Raw genomic sequence first — 19,974 nt, forward strand, 5'->3', positions numbered from 1 at the left:
TATTTATGCGGAATAAAGTAGGAACTGACATGACGCAAGCAATTTTAAAACTCAGTGGTATCGAAAAATCATTTCCAGGTGTGAAAGCATTGGATAATGCCTGTTTGAATGTATACCCAGGTAAAGTAATGGCATTACTGGGCGAAAATGGTGCCGGTAAATCGACGTTGATGAAGGTACTTACGGGTATCTATCACATGGACAAAGGGTCTATCAACTATCAAGGTAGTGATGTGACATTTGATGGTCCACGTCATTCCCAAGAAGTCGGTATCAGTATCATTCATCAAGAACTAAACTTGATCCCTGAGTTAACGATTGCTGAAAATATTTATTTAGGTCGCGAGACAACGAATGCGTTTGGCGGTATTAAATGGACGCAAATGTTTGCTGATGCCGATGCATTGCTACAACGCTTAAATGTAAAACACAGTTCGCGTCAGTTATTGGGTGAACTGAGTTTAGGTGAACAGCAAATGGTGGAGATCGCCAAAGCGTTGTCATTTAAATCGCAAGTGATTGTGATGGATGAACCGACCGATGCCTTAACGGAGAGCGAAACTAAATCATTATTTAAAGTGATTAACGAACTGCGTAATGAAGGCTGCGGTATCGTTTATATCTCGCATCGCTTAAAAGAAATTTTTGAAATCTGTGATGATATTACCGTACTGCGTGATGGTAAATTTATTGCAGAAATTGCAGTGACCGATATTGATGAAGATGGCTTGATTGAAAAGATGGTCGGCCGCCGTCTTGACGAAATTTATCCGCGTATCGATGCTAAACACGGCACCTTATGTTTGGAAGTTGAAAACATAGTGGCACCGGGTGTACGTGATGTCAGCTTCACGTTAGACCATGGTGAGATCTTAGGTATCTCAGGCTTAATGGGCGCAGGCCGAACCGAATTAATGAAAGCGATTTATGGCGCGCTACCACGCCAGTCAGGCGATGTTATTCTCGATGACAAAGTGGTGAGTCCGATCACCCCGCGTGATGGCCTGGCTAATGGTATTGCCTATATCTCTGAGGATCGTAAAGGCGATGGTCTTATTCTTGGGTTGTCAGTGAAAGAAAACATGTCTTTGTGTGCGTTAGACGCCTTATCGAAAGGTCTACAATTAGACCACGCTAAAGAAGCAACCGCAGTAGAAGACTTCATGCGTCAGTTTAATGTTAAAACCCCGAGTCGCGATCAAATAATTGGTAACTTGTCTGGTGGTAACCAACAGAAAGTAGCGATTGCCAAAGGCTTGATGACTCGTCCGAAAGTACTTATTTTAGATGAACCAACCCGCGGTGTGGATGTTGGCGCTAAAAAAGAGATCTACCAGTTAATCAATCAATTCAAAGCCGAAGGCATGAGTATCATTTTAGTGTCGTCAGAAATGCCGGAAGTGTTGGGCATGAGCGATCGTATTTTAGTGATGCACGAAGGTCGGATCAGCGGTGAGTTTATGGCTGCAGACGCGAATCAAGAAAAACTGATGGCGTGTGCCGTTGGCAAAAAAATCAATGAGGCAGTGCTATGAGCCAGAACCAAGCAGCGAATAGCAATGCGAACTCGAACTCTAATTCCAACAATAATGTAACCGGTGATGTTATGACGAAAACTTTAACCCAAAAATTCTTTACCAAAGAATGGCTTTTTGAACAAAAATCATTAATTGCCTTAATTTTGTTGATTGTGGTGGTGTCCTTCTTGAACCCGCACTTTTTCACCATGGGCAATATTTTAAACATATTACGTCAAACATCAGTGAGCGCGATTATTGCTGTGGGCATGACCTTGGTTATTTTAACTGGTGGTATTGATTTAGGTGTTGGCTCGGTATTAGCCCTCTGTGGTGCTTTTGCAGCGTCTTTAATCGCCATGGAAGTGTCTGTGATGATTGCCGTACCTGTGGCATTGTTTGCGGGTGCAGCATTGGGTGCCATGAGCGGTATTATTATCGCCAAAGGTAAGGTGCAAGCCTTTATCGCTACACTGGTTACCATGACATTATTACGCGGTGTGACGATGGTTTATACTGACGGTCGCCCCATTTCAACTGGTTTTACTGATGTTGCGGATAGCTTCTCGTGGATCGGTACGGGTTACTTATTAGGTGTGCCAGTGCCAATCTGGTTAATGGTTATTGTGTTTGCATCGGTATGGTACTTACTCAACCACACACGCTTTGGTCGTTATGTTTATGCGCTTGGTGGTAATGAAGCGGCGACACGTCTATCAGGTATTAACGTAGATAAAGTGAAAATTGGTGTGTATGCGATTTGTGGTGTACTAGCTGCATTAGCGGGTCTTATTGTGACTTCACGTCTTTCATCTGCGCAACCAACAGCTGGTATGGGTTATGAGTTAGATGCGATTGCTGCGGTAGTTGTCGGTGGTACCAGTCTTGCTGGTGGTAAAGGCCGTATTATGGGCACGTTAATTGGTGCATTGATTATCGGTTTCTTGAATAACGCCTTAAACCTATTGGATGTATCTTCATATTTCCAAATGATTGCTAAAGCTGTAGTTATATTACTTGCAGTATTAGTCGAAACGAAAAAGAAATAGACCGAAATAAAGACAAGAATAATAACAAAAATAGTAAAACACGATAAATAATCATAACAAAACCTGTGAACCTCATACCCTATCGAGGCAGCAGAACTAACAGAAGGTATATGTAATGAAAAAATTAGCAACCTTGATCTCTGCTGCTCTCGTTTCAGCATCTTTTAGTGCAACTGTGATGGCGCAAGATTCTATTGCCATGGTCGTATCGACGCTAAACAACCCTTTCTTCGTGACAATGAAAGAAGGGGCGGAAGATAAAGCTGAAGCTTTAGGTTATAAATTAATTGTGTTGGACTCGCAAAATGATCCAAGCAAAGAATTATCGAACGTTGAAGATCTAACAGTACGTGGCGTGAAAGCGATTCTGATCAACCCAACTGATTCAGATGCCGTATCAAATGCTATCCGTATGGCTAACCGTGCTGGTATTCCGGTATTAACACTCGATCGTGGTGCAAGTCGCGGTAAAGTCGTGAGTCACATTGCCTCTGATAACGTAGCTGGTGGCGAAATGGCCGGTCAATATATCACTGATACGATTGGCGCTAATGCCAAAGTTATTCAGTTAGAAGGCATCGCTGGTACTTCTGCAGCACGTGAACGTGGTCAAGGCTTCATGCAAGCTGTTGATAAAAACAAGATGGATCTGCTCGCTAGTCAACCAGCTGATTTTGACCGTACTAAAGGTCTTAACGTAATGGAAAACATGCTTGCTGCTAACCCTGATGTACAAGCTGTATTCGCGCAAAACGATGAAATGGCATTAGGTGCATTACGCGCTGTGCAAGCATCGGGTAAAGACGTATTAATCGTTGGCTTTGATGGTACTAAAGACGGTATCGCTGCGGTTAATCGCGGTATTTTAGGCGCGACTATTGCACAGCAACCTGGATTAATCGGTGCGCTGGGTGTTGAAGCTGCTGATAAAGTACTTAAAGGTTTACCGGTAGAAAAAAGTATCGCGGTACCACTTAAAGTTATCACCAAGTAATAATGTAGCAGGGGATAGCGCGCGTCGTTATCCTCTGCCTATTTTTCAATTCAACATATGAAAAATATGACTTAATAGTATGTGCATTAACTATCGTGCGATTAAGTCATGTTTTATTCTCTCCAGTTACAAGTATTAAGGCTTCTTTATGAATAAGTTAGTTGTGTTAGGCAGCGTCAACGCTGATCATGTTTTACAAGTGGCTTCTTTCCCGCGTCCAGGCGAAACGTTACTCGGGCATAGCTATGCTGTGATCCCTGGCGGTAAAGGTGCGAATCAGGCTGTTGCCGCTGCACGTTTAGGTGCTGAAATTGCGTTTATCGCTTGTGTTGGTGATGACAGCTTTGGATCGAATATGATTATCGAATTTGACCGTGACGGTATTAATACCCAAGCGGTCATGACGGAACAAGGTACGCCAACCGGTATCGCCATGATCCAAGTGGCAGCAACCGGTGAAAATAGCATTTGTATCTCGGCTGAAGCCAACGCTTGTTTAACCCCAGAGCGTCTAGCGCCACACCGTGAATTAATCACGCAAGCTGATACACTATTGATGCAATTAGAAACACCGATTGCAACTATCACCCAAGCCGCTAGAATAGCTAAACAAGCGGGAACACGTGTAGTATTAAATCCTGCACCTGCACAGCCATTAACAGATGAATTATTATCGCTGGTTGACTTGATCACCCCCAATGAGACCGAAGCGGAATTGTTGACGGCGATTAAAGTAACAGATATGGCATCGGCGCAAGTCGCTGCGGATGTATTGCATGCTAAAGGCATTAGCGAAGTGATGATCACGTTAGGCAGTCAAGGCGTATGGATCAGCAAGGCTGGCACGGGTAAACAAGTAAAAGGTTTCCGTGTTGAAGCTGTTGATACCACCGCGGCAGGTGATACGTTTAATGGTGGACTGTTAGCTGGCCTGCAAGCTGGGTTAGCATTAGATGACGCGATTATTTTTGCCCATGCAGCCGCTGCAATTTCTGTTACCCGTGTTGGTGCGCAAACATCGATCCCAAGCAAAGCGGAAGTTACAGCGTTTTTAGCGTTACAAGATTAGCGTAAGGACTGGTAGCGAGTATTGCGCTGCCTTATTTACACAATTTTTTATTTAATAACCTTCTAATTTCTTTATACAAGATGATGGACAATATTAGCCAATGGCAACAATTAAAGACGTAGCAAGACATGCGGGCGTATCCACGTCAACGGTGAGTCATGTATTAAACAATACACGCTATGTTAGTGAAGATGTGTCTGCGCGGGTAAAAACCGCGGTTGATGAGTTGCGTTATGCACCGTCGGCATTAGCACGTAGTCTTAAAGTCCAGAATACCAAAACCTTTGGTATGTTAGTCACCACCTCAACCAATCCCTTCTTTGGTGAAGTATTGAAAGGTGTTGAGCGCCGTTGCTATGAACATGGTTATACGCTTATTCTCTGTAATACCGAAGGTGATATAGCCCGTATGCACGCCAACCTTGATACGTTGTTACAGAAGCGTGTCGATGGACTCATGTTGATGTGCAGTGAAGTTGAAAGCCAAGGTTTTAATCTGTTTGAACGTCATAAACCAGTACCGACAGTGGTGATGGATTGGGGCCCAACTAATTTTTCGTGCGATAAGATCCAAGATAACTCCCATCGTGGTGGTTATATGGCTACTCAGCATTTGATTGCTAAAGGCCATACTGACATTGGCTGTATTACCGGTGTATTAGATAAGCTAACTGCACAGCAACGTTTTGCTGGTTTTACCCAAGCAATGGAAGAAGCGGGTTTGGCGATAAATCCGAACTGGGTGACCGCGGGTAACTTTGAATGTGAAGGTGGAGAAAAAGCCTTTGCTGAAATGGTTGCCAATGGTCCATTACCAACAGCGCTCTTTGTCTGCAATGACATGATGGCGATGAGCGTGATTAATAGCGCCAGTAAGCTGGGTATCTCGGTACCGCAAGATCTGTCTATTATTGGTTACGATGACATTAAGTTGGCGAAATACATTACCCCGTCATTAACCACTATTCACCAGCCTAAACATCGTTTAGGGCAAAAAGCAGTGGATATGTTGCTCGAAAAAATTAACAACAAGTCTGAAATTAATCAGATCATCGAATTAGAGCCTACCTTGGTTGAGCGAGATAGCGTTAAAGCATTGAATTAGTGCCTGTGAATTACAGATCATAAAGAAAGCCTATTGAGATAAATACTCAGTAGGCTTTTTTGTGTCTGTAACAAAACAATGCATGACGACTCATCGCTGGTATTTAACATGCTATGTATTGATTACATTTAGTGAACTTAAGGTGAGTTTATGCAATTAAAGTATCTCGGATTAATGTGTGTCACGTTACTGTCTTTTTCGTCACTATCTTATGCCAAAGCTGAGGACTTCTTTCGTCTTAGCGGTGGAGGGTTATTGATTAGCGGTATTGAAATGCAATATGCAGAAGTGATGACATTGATCAGCAAAGAAAAATCGTCGGAGCAGATTGGACGTAATCATTATATTTTGAATGCGTCTGTTGGTGGTCAATTTGATGTGCAGTTCACATTTAAACACGGGAAATTAACTGAGATTACGACGAAGCAGATGGGACGTGTAGACCAATATTAGACTCAACTTATGTTGTATTTACGTTATTAATTACAGTGAAATAGATTATTATATGGAATTTGAAGTTGTTCGTAGAGTGTATTTGCTGCTTAAGTCTTATTCAGCTAACTAATACACTGACAGTGATCAAGGTAAAGTATCGTAATTACAGTAGAATAAACTTACTATCTACAATTAAGTATGATAAAAATGTTTATGGTCCTCTGTGTGTATAAATTTGGCCTTAATCTGCGATTTAAACATATTGGGATATCAACATCAACATCATTATCAACTCAAGCAAAATGGAACTGTTCATGAACAACATAAATAAAGCATTATCTCTTACTCTGGCTGCAATCGTATCTATGCCTACACTGGCTGCAAATATCAACACTGACGATTTTTCTTTTGGTGGTCGTGTAGAAGCAAGAGGCGCGCTTACTGATAGTGATTTCAATGATAAATCACGTGTTCGTTTCGGTGGTCAAGGTAAGCATGAAATTAATGAAGCTTTAACTGCTGTTGGTAAATTTGAATATGAATTTACACAAGAAAAAAAGGATGATGGTTCTAGTAATGGTGGTGATACTAGTGTTGCTAATAACCTTCGTTATGCATATGTTGGTGTTGAAACTGCGCACGGTACATTAACATACGGTACACAAGATAATGCTGTTACATATCTAACTAACTTTACCGATGTAGCTGAAGTTTACAGTGGTTACACAAACGAAGAATTTTCAGCAAGCGGTGACCGTTCTGAAGATACAGTGCTTTATAGCGTAGTTAAAGGTGATTTAACATTTAACGCTTCTGCTAACTTACAAGAGAATGCACAAGGCGGCGGTGCTATGGTTGCTTATAAATTGCTACCAAGTGTTGAAGTAAGTGCTGGTTATGCAGCAACAGAAACCGCTGTGGGCGATACAGATTCATCAGATGTATACATGCTTGGTGCTCGCTATACTAATGCTGGAGTTTTAGTTTCAGGTCTAGTACAAAAAGGTTCTGTAAACAATGAAGATTTCAATGCTGTTGATGCATTTGCATCTTATGGCTTTGGCGAAAATAAAGTAAGTGTTTCATATAACTATCTACAATTTGATGGCGACGATCAAGGTCAAGATGTTAACTTCGTAGCATTTGAATATGGCCGTTATATTGGTGATGTAGCTGCATACGCAGGCTATAAAATTGCATTAGGTTCAGATATTTCTGCTGATCGTAAGAATGACGTTAACGCAGACGAATTCATCGTTGGTGCTCGTTACTCTTTCTAATCTTAGCCAGTTAATATTATAGCTTAGTGAAGTTAGTAAAAGCCTCCTCGTTTGGAGGCTTTTTAGATCTTGGGTGTTGGTTAATCGATACAAAGCAAAAAGCCCATTGAATACGCGATTCAATGGGCTTTTTTATATTTGTGACAACTTACATCCAGTAAGACTTTTGTTCTGGCATAAAGTCGCTCGTGTCCGACATGTTTTTAATATCACCATCAACATTGCCTGTTTTTGGTTCTTCTAACACTTCGTCTTTAGTTTCTGTCTCTGTCTTTTGCTTATCGATATCCAGGTCATCAACGCTAATTGGTTGTTCTGCTGTTGCATCTTCAATGCTGGCAGGTGCAAAAGATTGGATATTACTGCTTGGTTGGTTCATTGGCAGGTTGGCGTTGGTGCTACAACCTTGATTCAACAAGCAGATGAATATAATTAACGGTAAAAATCTCATAAACACCTAATACTATCGTTTAGTCTACTTGGGTTTTTAGCAGCGTCATTACTGCCATGAATTCTGTAATGGCAAGGAGGCCATTCTTTTCTTGTTTTTTTTCTGCTTTCGGTGCGCCAAGTATCGATGGATCATCCGATTTTAATTTATCGCCGACACCGCTACAAGCTTGAATCGATAGACAAATGAAAATTACTGGTATTATTTTGTTCATGCTCATATCAATTCCATCCTTTAAAATCAATGGTTTAAAATCCATTTCATCAAACTGCAGATAAAGAAAAGCCCATTGAATCAAACCATTCAATGGGCTGCGACACTTAGGAGGGTGCCGTTCTAACTTGCGTTTGGTGGAGTCGGGGGGAGTTGAACCCCCGTCCGAAAAACCTACATCCGCGGTACTACATGTTTAGTCATCTCTATTAATTTAACTTTTTATTAAGCCGAGTGACAGGCCGAACAAAAGCGTGCTCGATTGTGTTTAGTGCTTTCTCTACGAGCGAAGAGTCCACACGATCTTGATATTTAATGACCATACAATATTAGGGACCCTCAAGCAGGGTTCTAAATGATGGCTAGCGAGCCTAAGCTGCTAGAGTGTGGTTAGAGTCGTTTGCAACTATAACAGTGCGGCTTTTTACGAGGCCAACCGCCCCTCGACATGCACCTAGGGTTTCGTGAATCTCGTCGAATCCTAAATCGACCCCAGAACTAAAATTCTACGCCTTTAGTTTGGAATTGCAACAAATTAACGAACTTTGTGCTTCATCATTCGTTCTTTGTCTATTTTCCATTCTCGATCTTTCACATCTGAACGTTTATCGTGCTCTTTTTTACCCTTAGCAAGGCCAATATTAACTTTCACCCAAGCCTGTTTCCAGTACATAGAGGTGGCGACAATCGTGTAACCTTGACGCTCAACCTTACTTGCTAGTACTTCTAATTCACGTTTGTTTAATAACAACTTACGAATTCGAGTCGGGTTGCAAACTACGTGTGTCGATGCTGCGTCGAGTGGCATGATCTGCGCACCAGACATAAACGCTTCACCGTTTTTAATAAACACATAACTCTCGGTAATATTTACTTTACCTGCGCGTAATGATTTAACTTCCCAACCTTGGAGTTCTAATCCAGCTTCCAAGCGGTCTTCGATTTTATATTCGAAACTAGCGGTTTTATTTCTCGCTATGGTGTTTTCGCTGTTTTTTGGTTTGTTCTTAGCCATAATTTATCTTTATGCACCCATCATTGACGGAATTTAATGTTATAAATATTATAACAAAATCGCATTTTATCCTAGTACTTGTCTTGCTTTGCGCGGAATAACAAATGAATTTTAGCTAGATAAATGCTAAAGTTGCCTGCTTATTACTAATGGTAGAGTGATATTGAGCCTTTAGTAAACGATTTGATTTTTAGATTATAGTTTGAAGATAGGGACATGTATGCCACGGATAACGCGCAGCGCACTGTTAATGTATAGCGCTGACCAAATGTTTAATTTAGTAAACGATGTTGATGCATACCCAAATTTCTTACCAGGTTGTACTGGTACACGTATTTTAGATGAGCATGATAACCAAATGACGGCAGCGGTTGATGTTGCCAAAGCCGGTATTAGCAAAACCTTTACCACCAGAAATACCCTGATACCAGGACAACAAGTGAAAATGGATCTAGTAGATGGTCCATTTAAAAAATTGACCGGTGGTTGGACGTTTAAAGCATTAGATGCAACAGCGTGTAAAGTAACACTCGATTTAGAGTTTGTGTTTAGCAGTAAGTTAGTGGAAGTGGCGTTTGGCCGTATTTTCTCTGATTTAGTGAATAACATGGTGCAGTCTTTTACAGATCGTGCAAAAGAGGTTTATGGTGTCGACCAAAATTAATGTTGAAGTGATTTATGCATTACCGAAAGAACAAATTACCTTTAAGGTTAGCGTAGACCAAGGTGCGACAGCACAGCAAGTGATTGCAGCGTCTGGGATATTAATTAAATATCCAGAGATAGAATTTACGGTGAATAAAATTGGTATCTACAGCCGTTTAATCAAACTAGATACTGTAGTCGCAGACGGTGAGCGGGTTGAAATATACCGACCGTTAACTGCCGATCCAAAAGAAATGCGCAAGCGCAGAGCAGGAAAAGCCAAAGAAGAAGGGCGACTGCACGAAAAGACCGGTCAAAAAATAAAGTAATAACATTGGCATATTAAAAATCACAATCTCGTGCAGATTGTGATTTTTTTGCTTATACCTATCCTTCTAACTTATCAATTTAACTTACAAATCGCGCTTATCTAGCAACTTAACGCTATTGACCGAGCGGTGTTGAAAAGTCAGGGTTGAGTGGATAATCACCAACCACGGTTTTCAAGTTATCACCTGCAAACGTTAATACCAGCTGTTTACTGGTGACGACACCACGACCCGTTTTGAAGTGATATAAGTAATTCCACACATCATGATCGAATGAATCAACCAGCATTGGGCTACCAAGTACAAACGTGACTTGCTCTTTTGTCATATCAACACGTAATTTGTCTACTTGGTTATCCTCAACATAGTTACCCTGTGGGATATCAATTTTATAAACCAGTTTTTCTAGAATTGAGCAGCCCGATAAACTAAAGATAGCCAAGCCTGCAATAAGTAAGTGTTTTAAGCGCATAAGTATTTTGCTAATTAAGTCCATATAGAAAGGTAAATAATAACTCGGCTGGCGAGTGAAGTAAATCGGTGTATTTCACCGACTTACTTAACGATACGCTGATTAGAAGTTAAATGCAGAGATTAGTTCCCCGCATTATGTTGATTGTGCGAGGTTAAACTAACATTTCGGCCGCATTATTTAGGCTTGATGCGGTGATCTTATCACCACCCAGTAATCGGGCTAACTCTTCAATACGCATTTCCTGACTTAAGGCAATCATACAAGTTTCAGTGGTTTTACCGTCGGTAGTTTTACTCACATACATTTGTTGATGGCCTTTTGATGCCACTTGCGGTAAATGGGTGACACACATAACTTGGGTTTTATCACCTAATTGACGTAATAGCTTGCCGACAATTGAGGCCGTTTGTCCTGAAATACCCACATCGACTTCATCAAAAATCAATGTAGGGGTTGAGATCTTCTGCGCAGTAATAACTTGGATAGCTAAGCTGATACGTGATAATTCACCACCCGATGCTACTTTACCCAGTGGCTGTAATGGTTGACCCGGGTTGGTTGAAACTAAAAAGTTAATATTGTCTAAACCTTGTGGGTTTGGCGCTTTTTGTCCATCGTTTTCAAGCGTGATCTCGAAACAACCATTTTCCATGCTCAGTTCATGCATACTGGCTGTGATCAGCTTATTTAACTGTTTAGCGTATTTTTGACGGCTAAGGGATAATTTTTCTGATTGTTGATGATACTTCACTTGTGATTCTTGCAACTCTAGCTTGATGGTCTCAATGCGCTCATCATCACCAGCAATATTATCTAATTCAGATTTTAGCATGTGATGGTGGCTTGCCAGTTGAGCGGCGGGCACTTGGTGTTTACGCGCAAGTTCTAAGGCTTTACCTAAACGTTCATCGAGGTATTCAAATTGCTGCGGATCGCGCTCTAGATTATCCGTATAGCTGCGTAGTTCATTACCGGCTTCTTCTACCAGCACTACGGCTTCTTGCAAGGTATCGGTGATGGATTTTAATTTCGGGTCCATGTCGAGCAAGTTTTCTAATCGATGGGTAACGACTTGCAACATGCTGCAGATAGTGTTGTCTTCATTTTCATACAAAGTATCGGCACTGCTCATGCATTCTTCTACTAACTCAGTGCTGTTTGCGAGTAATCTATGTTCAGCTTCAATTTGATTGTATTCACCATCTGCAAGGCCAAATTCATCGAGTTCTGATACTTGGTATTGTAATAGCTGCTGACGGGCAGCTCGCTGTTGCTGATTCTGTAATAGCTTCTTTTCTTCATTGGCAAGATTATGCCAAAAGCGATAACTATCCCGCACGTTGGTTTGTAATTTGGTATGGCTGGCATAACCATCGAGGATCGCTAATTGAATTTCAGGCTTTAGCAAGGTTTGGTGGGCGTGTTGACCATGTACCTGAACCAAGAACTGAGACAGTGATTTAAGTTGTTGTAATGGTACTGGGATACCATTGATATAACCTTTAGATCGACCTTCTGCGGTGATAATACGACGCAGGATACATTCATCTTCATTATTCAATTCGTGCTCGACTAGCCACTTGTAGGCGAGAGAACTTGCTTCAACGGTAAAAATAGCGCTTATTTCGGCTTTCTTTTCACCGGGGCGCACAGTACTGGCATCTGCACGAGAACCTAAAGCAAGGCCTAATGCGTCAATCGCAATTGATTTACCGGCACCGGTTTCACCCGTTACGGTAGTCATTCCCGACTTCAGTTCAAGTTCTAAAAATTTAACGATAGCAAAATTATGAATAGTGAGTTGCGTTAGCATGCGTATCCTGTTTATTTTATCAGGCTGGGTTTATATACAGTATATATGCGCAAGCCTATAACTGTAAATACTTTGCTTTTATAAGTCGTGTTTATTTTTGATTTGTGATCTAGATTAGGGCCATATTAAGGTAAGAGTGGAATAAGGCTGCGGTAAGCGTGAAATAAGGAAAAGTTGGTGAGAAGTAAGGCTTAACTGGGGCTAAGCCTTACCGTTAGCGAGCAGAGGTTAAAATAATTTACTGCCCCAACCTAATTTTTCACGTAACACTTTAAAATAATCATAGCTTTTTGGGTGGATCAAATGCAGGTGGTTTTTATCACGTTTGATGATAATTTCATCACCTGGCAGTACACCTATGTGCACGTGACCATCACAACTGACCATCATATTCTCTTCATTATTCGGTGACACCACTAAGCGAACCGTACTATTGGCACTAATCACAATGGGACGACTCGAAAGAGTATGGGGGAACATGGCCATTAAAGTTATCGCTTCTAAATTTGGCGATACAATCGGGCCACCTGCAGACAATGAATAGGCGGTTGAACCAGTTGGTGTTGATACCAATAAGCCATCGGCACGTTGACTGAGCATAAAGCTATCATCGATATAGACTTCAAACTCGATCATGGCTGGGATCTTACCTGGATGTAAGATTGTTTCATTAAAAGCAAGGTTGGTTGCTTTTAACATACCGTAGCGAGAAATCGAGGTATTTAATAAAATACGTTTTTCCGAGATGTACTCACCTTTTAATACCCCCAGTAAATGCTCGTCGAAGGCTTCAGGATCAAGATCGGTCAAAAAGCCTAAATTACCGCGGTTAACCCCGATAACGGCAATATCAAAACGCGATAATACGCGGCCAGCACCTAACATGTTACCGTCACCGCCAACAACGACGGCGAGGTCGGCTTCTTCGCCTAAATTCATCAATGGGCGTGATACAACTTCTGCCATACCCAGATCTTGGGACACTCGGCTATCCACTATCACGTTATATTTATGTTTGGTTAAAAAATTGTGTAGGGCAATAAGGGTTTTAGTTGTTTCTGGGTGTTTAGGTTTGCCGATTAACCCGATGGTTTTGAACTCTCTCTTCATTGCCTTGATTCCACTAATTAAGTATAGATTCAGTATATACTTAAGCGACTTCAAGATTCAAAGTATAAAGACGATATATATATAGCCCCGAGTGAGCAAATTAGCTTATGTTTTTGCACTATTTTGCGCTGGAGGATAACTAGATATGAATTTGACTTGAATCTCGTGTTAGGATCCCCATTATATTTCGGTATAAACCCTTAATTGTAATATAGTGTACTTATATAAAGTATGCTGAATTGAATGTCGGAGAAAGTAATGAGCAGCGAAGATCAAAAAGTACAGGCTGAAAAGCAAGTTGAAGAACAGTTAGTAACAGAAGCACAGCCTGTCATTGAAGGTGTTACAGCTGAAGACGTAACAGTTGAAGAAGTAGCTGTAGAAGTTGATGAGTCTGTTGCACGCATCGCTGCACTAGAAGCTGAACTTGCAAAAGCAAAAGCATCAGCAGCTGAATTTAAAGATGCTGCATTACGCGCTAAAGCTGACGCTGATAACATTCGTCGCCGTGCTGCGATTGATGTTGATAAAGCAAAGAAATTCGCGTTAGAAAAATTTGCAAATGAACTACTGCCTGTTATTGATAACATGGAACGTGGTCTACAACATGCTGACAAATCAAATGAAGCACTTGTACCACTGATTGAAGGTATTGAGCTAACGGCTAAATCACTGGAATCTGCGTTAGTTAAATTTGGTGTTAAGCCGGTTAATCCTGAAGGCGAACCGTTTAATCCTGAATTACATCAAGCGATGAGCATGATTGAAAGTGCAGACGTTGCGCCAAATACAGTGATTACTGTTATGCAAAAAGGTTATGAGCTAAACGGTCGTCTAATTCGACCTGCAATGGTGATGATCTCTAAAGCAGCACCAGCAGCGACACCAACAATTGATACACAAGCTTAATTGCTAATGTAGCAAGCCATTGTTGTATTAATAGTTGTTGTATCAATAGCTGTTATATCAATAGTGATGGCACAGTTGTGAAAATAGAGCCGTTTGGCTCTATTTTTTTATCTATAATTTAGTCGATATTGCTATTAACCCGCAGGATAAAACGCACCTAGAATCGCTGTACGACTAGCCCCTGTGACTGCCGGTAGATTACCCGGCTGCTTATGCATATGTTGTTTGGCTAGCCAAGCGAACGCAATGGCTTCCACCCAATCGGGATCAATACCAATCTCGGCTGTCGTCATTACTGGACTATGCGGTAAGAGCTGGGCTAAATCCGCCATCAGTAATGGATTCGCAGCGCCGCCACCACAAATATAGACTTCAGTATTTTTATCAAGAGTATTACCGTTATTAAGCGTACTGGCTTTCTGCAATTTAGTCACTTCATTCGCAATAGATACCGCTGTGAAGCGGGTTAATGTGCGCTGTACGTTGGCATCTGAATATATTTGACGCGTATTATCTACATCGCTATCTAAATAAGACTGCAACCAGGCTAAGTTAAATAATTCTCGGCCAGTGCTTTTAGGCGGGAGCAGCGCAAAATAGGGGTGCTGTAATAATAAGCTTAATAAAGGCTGGATAATAACGCCGGACTTCGCCCATTGCCCATTTTCGTCATAGCCTTTTGTACTTTTGTTTTTTGTCGTAAACCAAGTATCAAGTAGGGTATTACCGGGGCCGGTATCATAGCCAATAACAGGTTTATCTTGTTCTAAGCTGGGTAAGTAAGTGATGTTGGCCAAACCGCCAATGTTAATAATTGCGCGATTGAGTGTTGGGTGTTGAAACACGGCTTGATGGAACGCGGGGACTAAAGGTGCACCTTGACCACCAAGCGCCATATCTTTGCGTCTAAAGTCTGCAACGGTATCAATGTTGGTTAACGCAGCAAGGATATTAGCATCACCAATTTGTAAGGTGAAACCGTGCTCGGGATGATGACGTATGGTTTGGCCGTGAGAACCAATGGCTGTTACATCACTGGCTGTATAAGGTGTTTTAGCCAGTAACTGCTGACAAGCAAGTGCAAAGGCTTGAGCAAGCGGTTGCTCCAGGGTTGCAAGCGCGGTTATCTCATCATTGTGTGGGCGACATAATTGATGCAGTTTCGCGGTCAGTGTCGTTGGCATTGGCTGTAAATGCTGAGCCAGCAACTGACACTTGCCATCTTCAAATGCGACCAACGCCGCATCAATACCGTCAATACTGGTGCCAGACATCAGGCCGATATATAACTCACGTTTGTTTCGCATTGTCGCTTCCTACACCTGTTGTGTATTTTATAGCTCGATTGAGCTGTATAATTTCGCGTTGTTTTCCAGCTGCTCAATGATACCTTTTGCTTTCGAGACAAACTTGGTTTTCTCATTACCACGTAATGAATCTGCTTTTGGTAGTGACACTGTTTTCGGATTTTTGTGCTTACCATTAACCAAGAATTCATAGTGTAAATGGGCACCGGTAACACGGCCTGTCGCACCAACCGTACCAATCTTCTGATTCTGCTTAACACGTTGTCCTTGTTTGACACTACGCTTATTCATGTGCAGATATTTAGTGACAATATTGGTGTTATGTTTAATAAAGACGTAATTACCGTTAAAGCGATTATAAGCTGATGCAATGACTTTACCGTCACCCGCTGAGACAATCGGCGTACCGGTTTTTGCGGCATAATCAATGCCATTATGGGCACGCACTTTACCGGTAACGGGATGGCGGCGATTACGATTAAAGCTCGAACTGATATATTTAAAGTTGACGGGCGCACGTAAGAAGGCTTTACGCATCGAGCGTCCTGACGGCGTATAATAACTGCCATCACTATTGCGGACGGCTTGGAACTTATCACCCTGGTTAATAAATTCGGCGGCTAAAATATGTCCCGTAGAAACAAAGTCACCATCAATAAATTGCTCTTCATAAATGACGGCAAAACTGTCGCCTGCACGAATGTCCAAAGCGAAATCGATATCCCAACCAAATATTGTGGCTAAGTTCATGATTTGTTTTGCGGGCATACCGGCTTTTGCCCCAGCATTCCAGAAGTTACTGGTGATATCCGCGCGGGCAAATTGCTCGCGTACTTCAACCTTATTTTTAACGGTCTTGGTATCGTAACCATCACTGGTCTTATTGATATATAAAGATTCTGTTGCGCTATAAGGGTAAAAAAGCGCGATAAACTGGCCTGCATCATTGGTGGTGATGGTTAGTTTTTGTCCAGGATAAATACTGCGTAAGCGTTTTGCTGAGGATAATCGGTCTATTTCATAGATGGTTTTGGCTGATAAATGCCCACGTTTACCGATTAATGACAAGTTATCGCCAGATCTAACGATGATCTCTTCACTGGTTAATAGGGTTTTAACGGGCTTGTTTGCCGTCGAGACGATCGTCGGTAATTTTAAACTGTAACGATCACCAACCTGATAAATATAGAACGCTTCAGCATCTGAAGATTGCGGTGCGCTGGTGGATACAGGGAGAAACAGCAAGGTAAGGATCAAACCCAAGATAATGACAATGAAGGTTCGGTGCTGTTTTGGTAATTGCTTAAAACGGTTACCGAATGACATAAGAACGCACTACCTTGTGAGAATATAAAAATAAGTCACATATTCTAACAAATCTTAAGGCCTGTGCAAAAAAAATTATCAGTAAATTAACGCTATTGCCGACTGGCAACGGTTTTCAATTGTAACGCTATCCAGTACTATAGAGTCATTATATTTAGGTAATAAGTGTGGAGCTTAACATTATGACGCAAATCAATGATGCGTTACGCGAAATTAAACGTGGAACAGAAGAAATCCTAGTTGAAGAAGAGCTAGTTGCAAAACTGAAAGAAGGTCGTCCGCTAAGAATTAAATTAGGTGCTGATCCAACAGGTGCTGACCTGCATTTAGGCCATACTGTTATCTTAAACAAGTTACGTCAATTCCAAGATCTTGGTCATGAAGTTATCTTCTTGATTGGCGATTTCACTGCTACTGTTGGTGATCCGTCGGGTAAAAACTCAACACGTCCACCACTGACGCGTGAAGATGTTCTGGTTAATGCGAAAACATATACTGACCAAGTATTTAAGATCCTAGATAAAGAAAAAACCCGTATTGAGTTTAACTCAACGTGGTTAAACGAATTGGGTGCTGCGGGCATGATCCGTTTAGCGTCGCAACAAACCGTTGCACGTATGCTAGAACGTGATGACTTCAAGAAACGCTATGCGTCTAATCAAGGTATCGCGATCCACGAATTCATGTATCCGTTACTACAAGGCTATGATTCAGTTGCCCTAAAATCTGATGTTGAACTTGGCGGTACGGATCAGAAATTCAACCTATTAATGGGTCGTGAACTGCAAAAAGCGGAAGGTCAGAAGCCACAAACTGTGATCATGATGCCACTGCTTGTTGGTCTAGACGGCGTTAAAAAAATGTCTAAGTCATCGAACAACTACATCGGAGTGACTGATTCGCCGAATGACATGTTCGGTAAGATTATGTCTATCACTGATGATTTGATGTGGAACTACTTTGAATTACTATCATTCCGCCCATTAGCTGAAATTGAACAGTTCAAAGCCGATATCGCGGCAGATGCTGTTAATCCGCGTGATATCAAAATCTCATTAGCAAAAGAAATCATTGCGCGATTCCATGATGAAGCTGCAGCAGAAAGTGCTCATAATGATTTCACTCAGCGTTTTTCTAAAAATGCCATCCCAGATGAAATGCCAGAATTTGATTTTGCAGTAAGTGATGCATTGGCTATCGCTAACTTGCTAAAAGAAGCTGGTCTAGTATCAGGTACGTCAGAAGCGATGCGCATGATTAAGCAAGGCGCTGTTAAGATTGATGGCGAGAAAGTAGAAGACACACGTTTTGTGCCTGCTGCTGGTACTGCTGTATACCAAGTCGGTAAACGTAAGTTTGCGCGCATTACCCTTGGCTAATCGCGACTAAAAAATAAAGCCCGTTATGATGTCTGTCATAACGGGCTTTTTCATTTTAGGCTGGTGAATAGCGTCGTTTAAGAACGATGATGCTTTAAAATAAAGATAGGTAATCTTAAATGCCAATGTACAGCGGCCATTCGGAGTGTAAACACCCCTGTCATGGCGAGTAACATAGCGAAACCTTCACCGATACCAATGAATAGTGAACCAGTGTAAACCACCCCTCCTAGAACAGAAGCTGTCGCGTAGATGTCTTTTTGTAATACCATCGGCACGCGACTCGCTAATAGGTCACGGATGATACCGCCTGCGACACCCGTGATCACACCCATGACCACGGCTGTCATTCCCGGCGCGCCATAAGCTAAGGCTTTTTGCGTGCCTATTACGGTGAATAAGGCTAAACCTGCTGCATCGGCAAGGGGCAGTAATATCGGTGGCATACGATGATTACGGTTAGCAAACAAAATGGTGAACAAAGACGTCAGAATAATAACGCTGAGATAAACGGGGTCGTGAACCCAGAATGCGGGGCCTACATCTAAAATAGCATCACGTATTGTGCCACCGCCAATCGCGGTAACCGCTGCTAATACGGTTGCACCAAATGGATCCATGCGCATCTGCCCTGCGACTTGTACGCCTGAAATCGCAAAAACGGCAGTACCCGCTAAATCGAGTAAATAAATAATATCCATGTTCATCATCAGTAAACTTATTAATCCTTTCTACATACCCAAACTACCTCAGGTATATCTATCCATATAAAGAAGTGCAGAGTATACGGAAAGAGAAAATGATTTCTTTTAGCTATATCGAAGTTTTAACAAATAAAGTTGCAGAATATAAATAAAATTTGAATTATTAACGAGGTAATAGCGAGTGTAAACAATATTATCTTTCAGATGAGATTAGCGGGGAAGTGAGTGAAAGATAGGGTTTTTAGGCATAAAAAAAACAGCATAGAGAAGTTTTCGATTATTTATAAATACTTATATATAAAATATAAACAAATAGTATAAAACAAGAAACTTTTCCATGCTGTTTTCGGAATTTTAAAACTATAGGCTAGCGATTGATGGTAAAACACCACTTGTGATAGCTAAAGTTGTTAAAACAGTAAAAACGGCTACAAATTCTTTCATGATAATGTCCTTCGGTTGATTGATTGAATACATTATGCACATATTTCACTCGATTGGCTAGCTTTTTATAAGAAAAGTGTAACTTTTGATGGTTTGGATGCACGTGCGAGCTGAAGTGCCGATTAGTGTGTATATTTCTATTTTTGTCTGTCTGTTGTCTGGTTGCGGGGCAGATTATTGTTGTTCGCGGTTATAAAATGTAGGTAAATGTGTGGTTTTAGCCGTCACGTTCGACACTTTGCATGTGTTGGGTGAAATGAGGTTAACTTCGTCAGCTAATTCGAATTTTAAGGCGAATGGGCAATGCACAAATATAGGTCTCAATAATAAGATTAAATGGGTTTAATGGTTTGAATAGGGTGAAGTGTCGTCATATTCGTATTACAATAGAGACATTATGATTGT

General features: G+C 41.4%; 20 protein-coding genes and 1 other RNA gene. 11 read left to right on the forward strand and 10 right to left on the reverse strand.

The features are described 5' to 3' along the window. Positions 1 to 29: 29 nt before the first annotated feature. From rbsA to A923_RS0107880, 7 genes are all read left to right on the forward strand, one after another. Positions 30 to 1,535, forward strand: coding sequence for a ribose ABC transporter ATP-binding protein RbsA (gene rbsA / locus A923_RS0107850; RefSeq protein WP_017221119.1), 1,506 nt, complete (start codon positions 30 to 32; stop codon positions 1,533 to 1,535). Next, the gene (gene rbsC / locus A923_RS0107855) at positions 1,532 to 2,566 is read left to right on the forward strand and encodes a ribose ABC transporter permease (RefSeq protein WP_017221120.1); all 1,035 of its coding nucleotides are present in this window, start codon (positions 1,532 to 1,534) and stop codon (positions 2,564 to 2,566) included. The genes rbsA and rbsC overlap by 4 nt, the downstream gene beginning before the upstream one ends. A gap of 115 nt (positions 2,567 to 2,681) precedes the next feature. Beyond that, positions 2,682 to 3,560, forward strand: coding sequence for a ribose ABC transporter substrate-binding protein RbsB (gene rbsB, locus A923_RS0107860; protein WP_017221121.1), 879 nt, complete (start codon positions 2,682 to 2,684; stop codon positions 3,558 to 3,560). A gap of 148 nt (positions 3,561 to 3,708) precedes the next feature. Next, a complete protein-coding gene (gene rbsK / locus A923_RS0107865) occupies positions 3,709 to 4,629 on the forward strand; it encodes a ribokinase (protein WP_017221122.1) in 921 nt (306 codons plus the stop codon). Positions 4,630 to 4,729: 100 nt separating this feature from the next. Continuing rightward, the gene (locus A923_RS0107870; RefSeq protein ID WP_017221123.1) at positions 4,730 to 5,734 is read left to right on the forward strand and encodes a substrate-binding domain-containing protein; all 1,005 of its coding nucleotides are present in this window, start codon (positions 4,730 to 4,732) and stop codon (positions 5,732 to 5,734) included. 150 nt (positions 5,735 to 5,884) lie between these two features. Next, on the forward strand, positions 5,885 to 6,187 hold the full coding sequence (locus A923_RS0107875; protein ID WP_017221124.1) for a hypothetical protein: 303 nt from the start codon (positions 5,885 to 5,887) through the stop codon (positions 6,185 to 6,187). A gap of 296 nt (positions 6,188 to 6,483) precedes the next feature. Further along, positions 6,484 to 7,449, forward strand: a complete 966-nt coding sequence (locus A923_RS0107880; protein WP_017221125.1) for a porin — start codon at positions 6,484 to 6,486, stop codon at positions 7,447 to 7,449. A 148-nt stretch (positions 7,450 to 7,597) separates the two neighbouring features. Here A923_RS0107880 and A923_RS0107885 read toward each other — a convergent pair whose 3' ends face one another. From A923_RS0107885 to smpB, 4 genes are all read right to left on the reverse strand, one after another. Then, positions 7,598 to 7,900, reverse strand: coding sequence for a hypothetical protein (locus A923_RS0107885; protein ID WP_017221126.1), 303 nt, complete (start codon positions 7,898 to 7,900; stop codon positions 7,598 to 7,600). 19 nt (positions 7,901 to 7,919) lie between these two features. Then, the gene (locus A923_RS0107890; protein ID WP_237716187.1) at positions 7,920 to 8,120 is read right to left on the reverse strand and encodes a hypothetical protein; all 201 of its coding nucleotides are present in this window, start codon (positions 8,118 to 8,120) and stop codon (positions 7,920 to 7,922) included. A gap of 128 nt (positions 8,121 to 8,248) precedes the next feature. Beyond that, positions 8,249 to 8,607: a transfer-messenger RNA gene (gene ssrA / locus A923_RS22745) on the reverse strand. A 41-nt stretch (positions 8,608 to 8,648) separates the two neighbouring features. Beyond that, entirely contained in the window at positions 8,649 to 9,128 is a 480-nt protein-coding gene (smpB, locus tag A923_RS0107895; RefSeq protein WP_017221128.1) for an SsrA-binding protein SmpB, read from the reverse strand. Positions 9,129 to 9,348: 220 nt separating this feature from the next. On the opposite strand from smpB, the gene A923_RS0107900 reads away from it, so the two are divergent. Then, positions 9,349 to 9,792: an SRPBCC family protein gene (locus A923_RS0107900; RefSeq protein WP_017221129.1), complete on the forward strand. Its 444-nt coding sequence runs from the start codon at positions 9,349 to 9,351 to the stop codon at positions 9,790 to 9,792. Beyond that, the gene (locus A923_RS0107905; protein ID WP_017221130.1) at positions 9,773 to 10,102 is read left to right on the forward strand and encodes an RnfH family protein; all 330 of its coding nucleotides are present in this window, start codon (positions 9,773 to 9,775) and stop codon (positions 10,100 to 10,102) included. Before A923_RS0107900 ends, A923_RS0107905 begins: the two co-directional genes overlap by 20 nt. Positions 10,103 to 10,217: 115 nt before the next feature. Here A923_RS0107905 and A923_RS0107910 read toward each other — a convergent pair whose 3' ends face one another. The 3 genes from A923_RS0107910 to nadK form a co-directional block, all read right to left on the reverse strand. After that, positions 10,218 to 10,574: an outer membrane protein assembly factor BamE gene (locus A923_RS0107910; protein WP_017221131.1), complete on the reverse strand. Its 357-nt coding sequence runs from the start codon at positions 10,572 to 10,574 to the stop codon at positions 10,218 to 10,220. A gap of 154 nt (positions 10,575 to 10,728) precedes the next feature. Next, on the reverse strand, positions 10,729 to 12,390 hold the full coding sequence (gene recN, locus A923_RS0107915) for a DNA repair protein RecN (RefSeq protein WP_017221132.1): 1,662 nt from the start codon (positions 12,388 to 12,390) through the stop codon (positions 10,729 to 10,731). A gap of 228 nt (positions 12,391 to 12,618) precedes the next feature. Further along, positions 12,619 to 13,500: an NAD(+) kinase gene (gene nadK / locus A923_RS0107920; protein ID WP_017221133.1), complete on the reverse strand. Its 882-nt coding sequence runs from the start codon at positions 13,498 to 13,500 to the stop codon at positions 12,619 to 12,621. Positions 13,501 to 13,758: 258 nt separating this feature from the next. Between nadK and grpE the strand changes: the two genes are divergently transcribed. Beyond that, positions 13,759 to 14,409, forward strand: coding sequence for a nucleotide exchange factor GrpE (gene grpE, locus A923_RS0107925; protein ID WP_017221134.1), 651 nt, complete (start codon positions 13,759 to 13,761; stop codon positions 14,407 to 14,409). A gap of 134 nt (positions 14,410 to 14,543) precedes the next feature. On the opposite strand, the gene A923_RS0107930 is transcribed toward grpE, so the two are convergent. Both A923_RS0107930 and A923_RS0107935 read right to left on the reverse strand, forming a co-directional pair. Beyond that, positions 14,544 to 15,716, reverse strand: a complete 1,173-nt coding sequence (locus tag A923_RS0107930) for an anhydro-N-acetylmuramic acid kinase (protein WP_017221135.1) — start codon at positions 15,714 to 15,716, stop codon at positions 14,544 to 14,546. 27 nt (positions 15,717 to 15,743) lie between these two features. Then, entirely contained in the window at positions 15,744 to 17,042 is a 1,299-nt protein-coding gene (locus tag A923_RS0107935; protein WP_017221136.1) for a peptidoglycan DD-metalloendopeptidase family protein, read from the reverse strand. Positions 17,043 to 17,224: 182 nt separating this feature from the next. Here A923_RS0107935 and tyrS point away from each other — a divergent pair, with 182 nt between their 5' ends. Beyond that, the gene (gene tyrS / locus A923_RS0107940) at positions 17,225 to 18,421 is read left to right on the forward strand and encodes a tyrosine--tRNA ligase (protein ID WP_026006141.1); all 1,197 of its coding nucleotides are present in this window, start codon (positions 17,225 to 17,227) and stop codon (positions 18,419 to 18,421) included. A 77-nt stretch (positions 18,422 to 18,498) separates the two neighbouring features. Here tyrS and A923_RS0107945 read toward each other — a convergent pair whose 3' ends face one another. Beyond that, positions 18,499 to 19,122, reverse strand: a complete 624-nt coding sequence (locus A923_RS0107945) for a trimeric intracellular cation channel family protein (RefSeq protein ID WP_026006142.1) — start codon at positions 19,120 to 19,122, stop codon at positions 18,499 to 18,501. Positions 19,123 to 19,974: the final 852 nt, after the last annotated feature.

This window comes from Moritella dasanensis ArB 0140 (assembly GCF_000276805.1).
Classification (GTDB): domain Bacteria; phylum Pseudomonadota; class Gammaproteobacteria; order Enterobacterales; family Moritellaceae; genus Moritella; species Moritella dasanensis.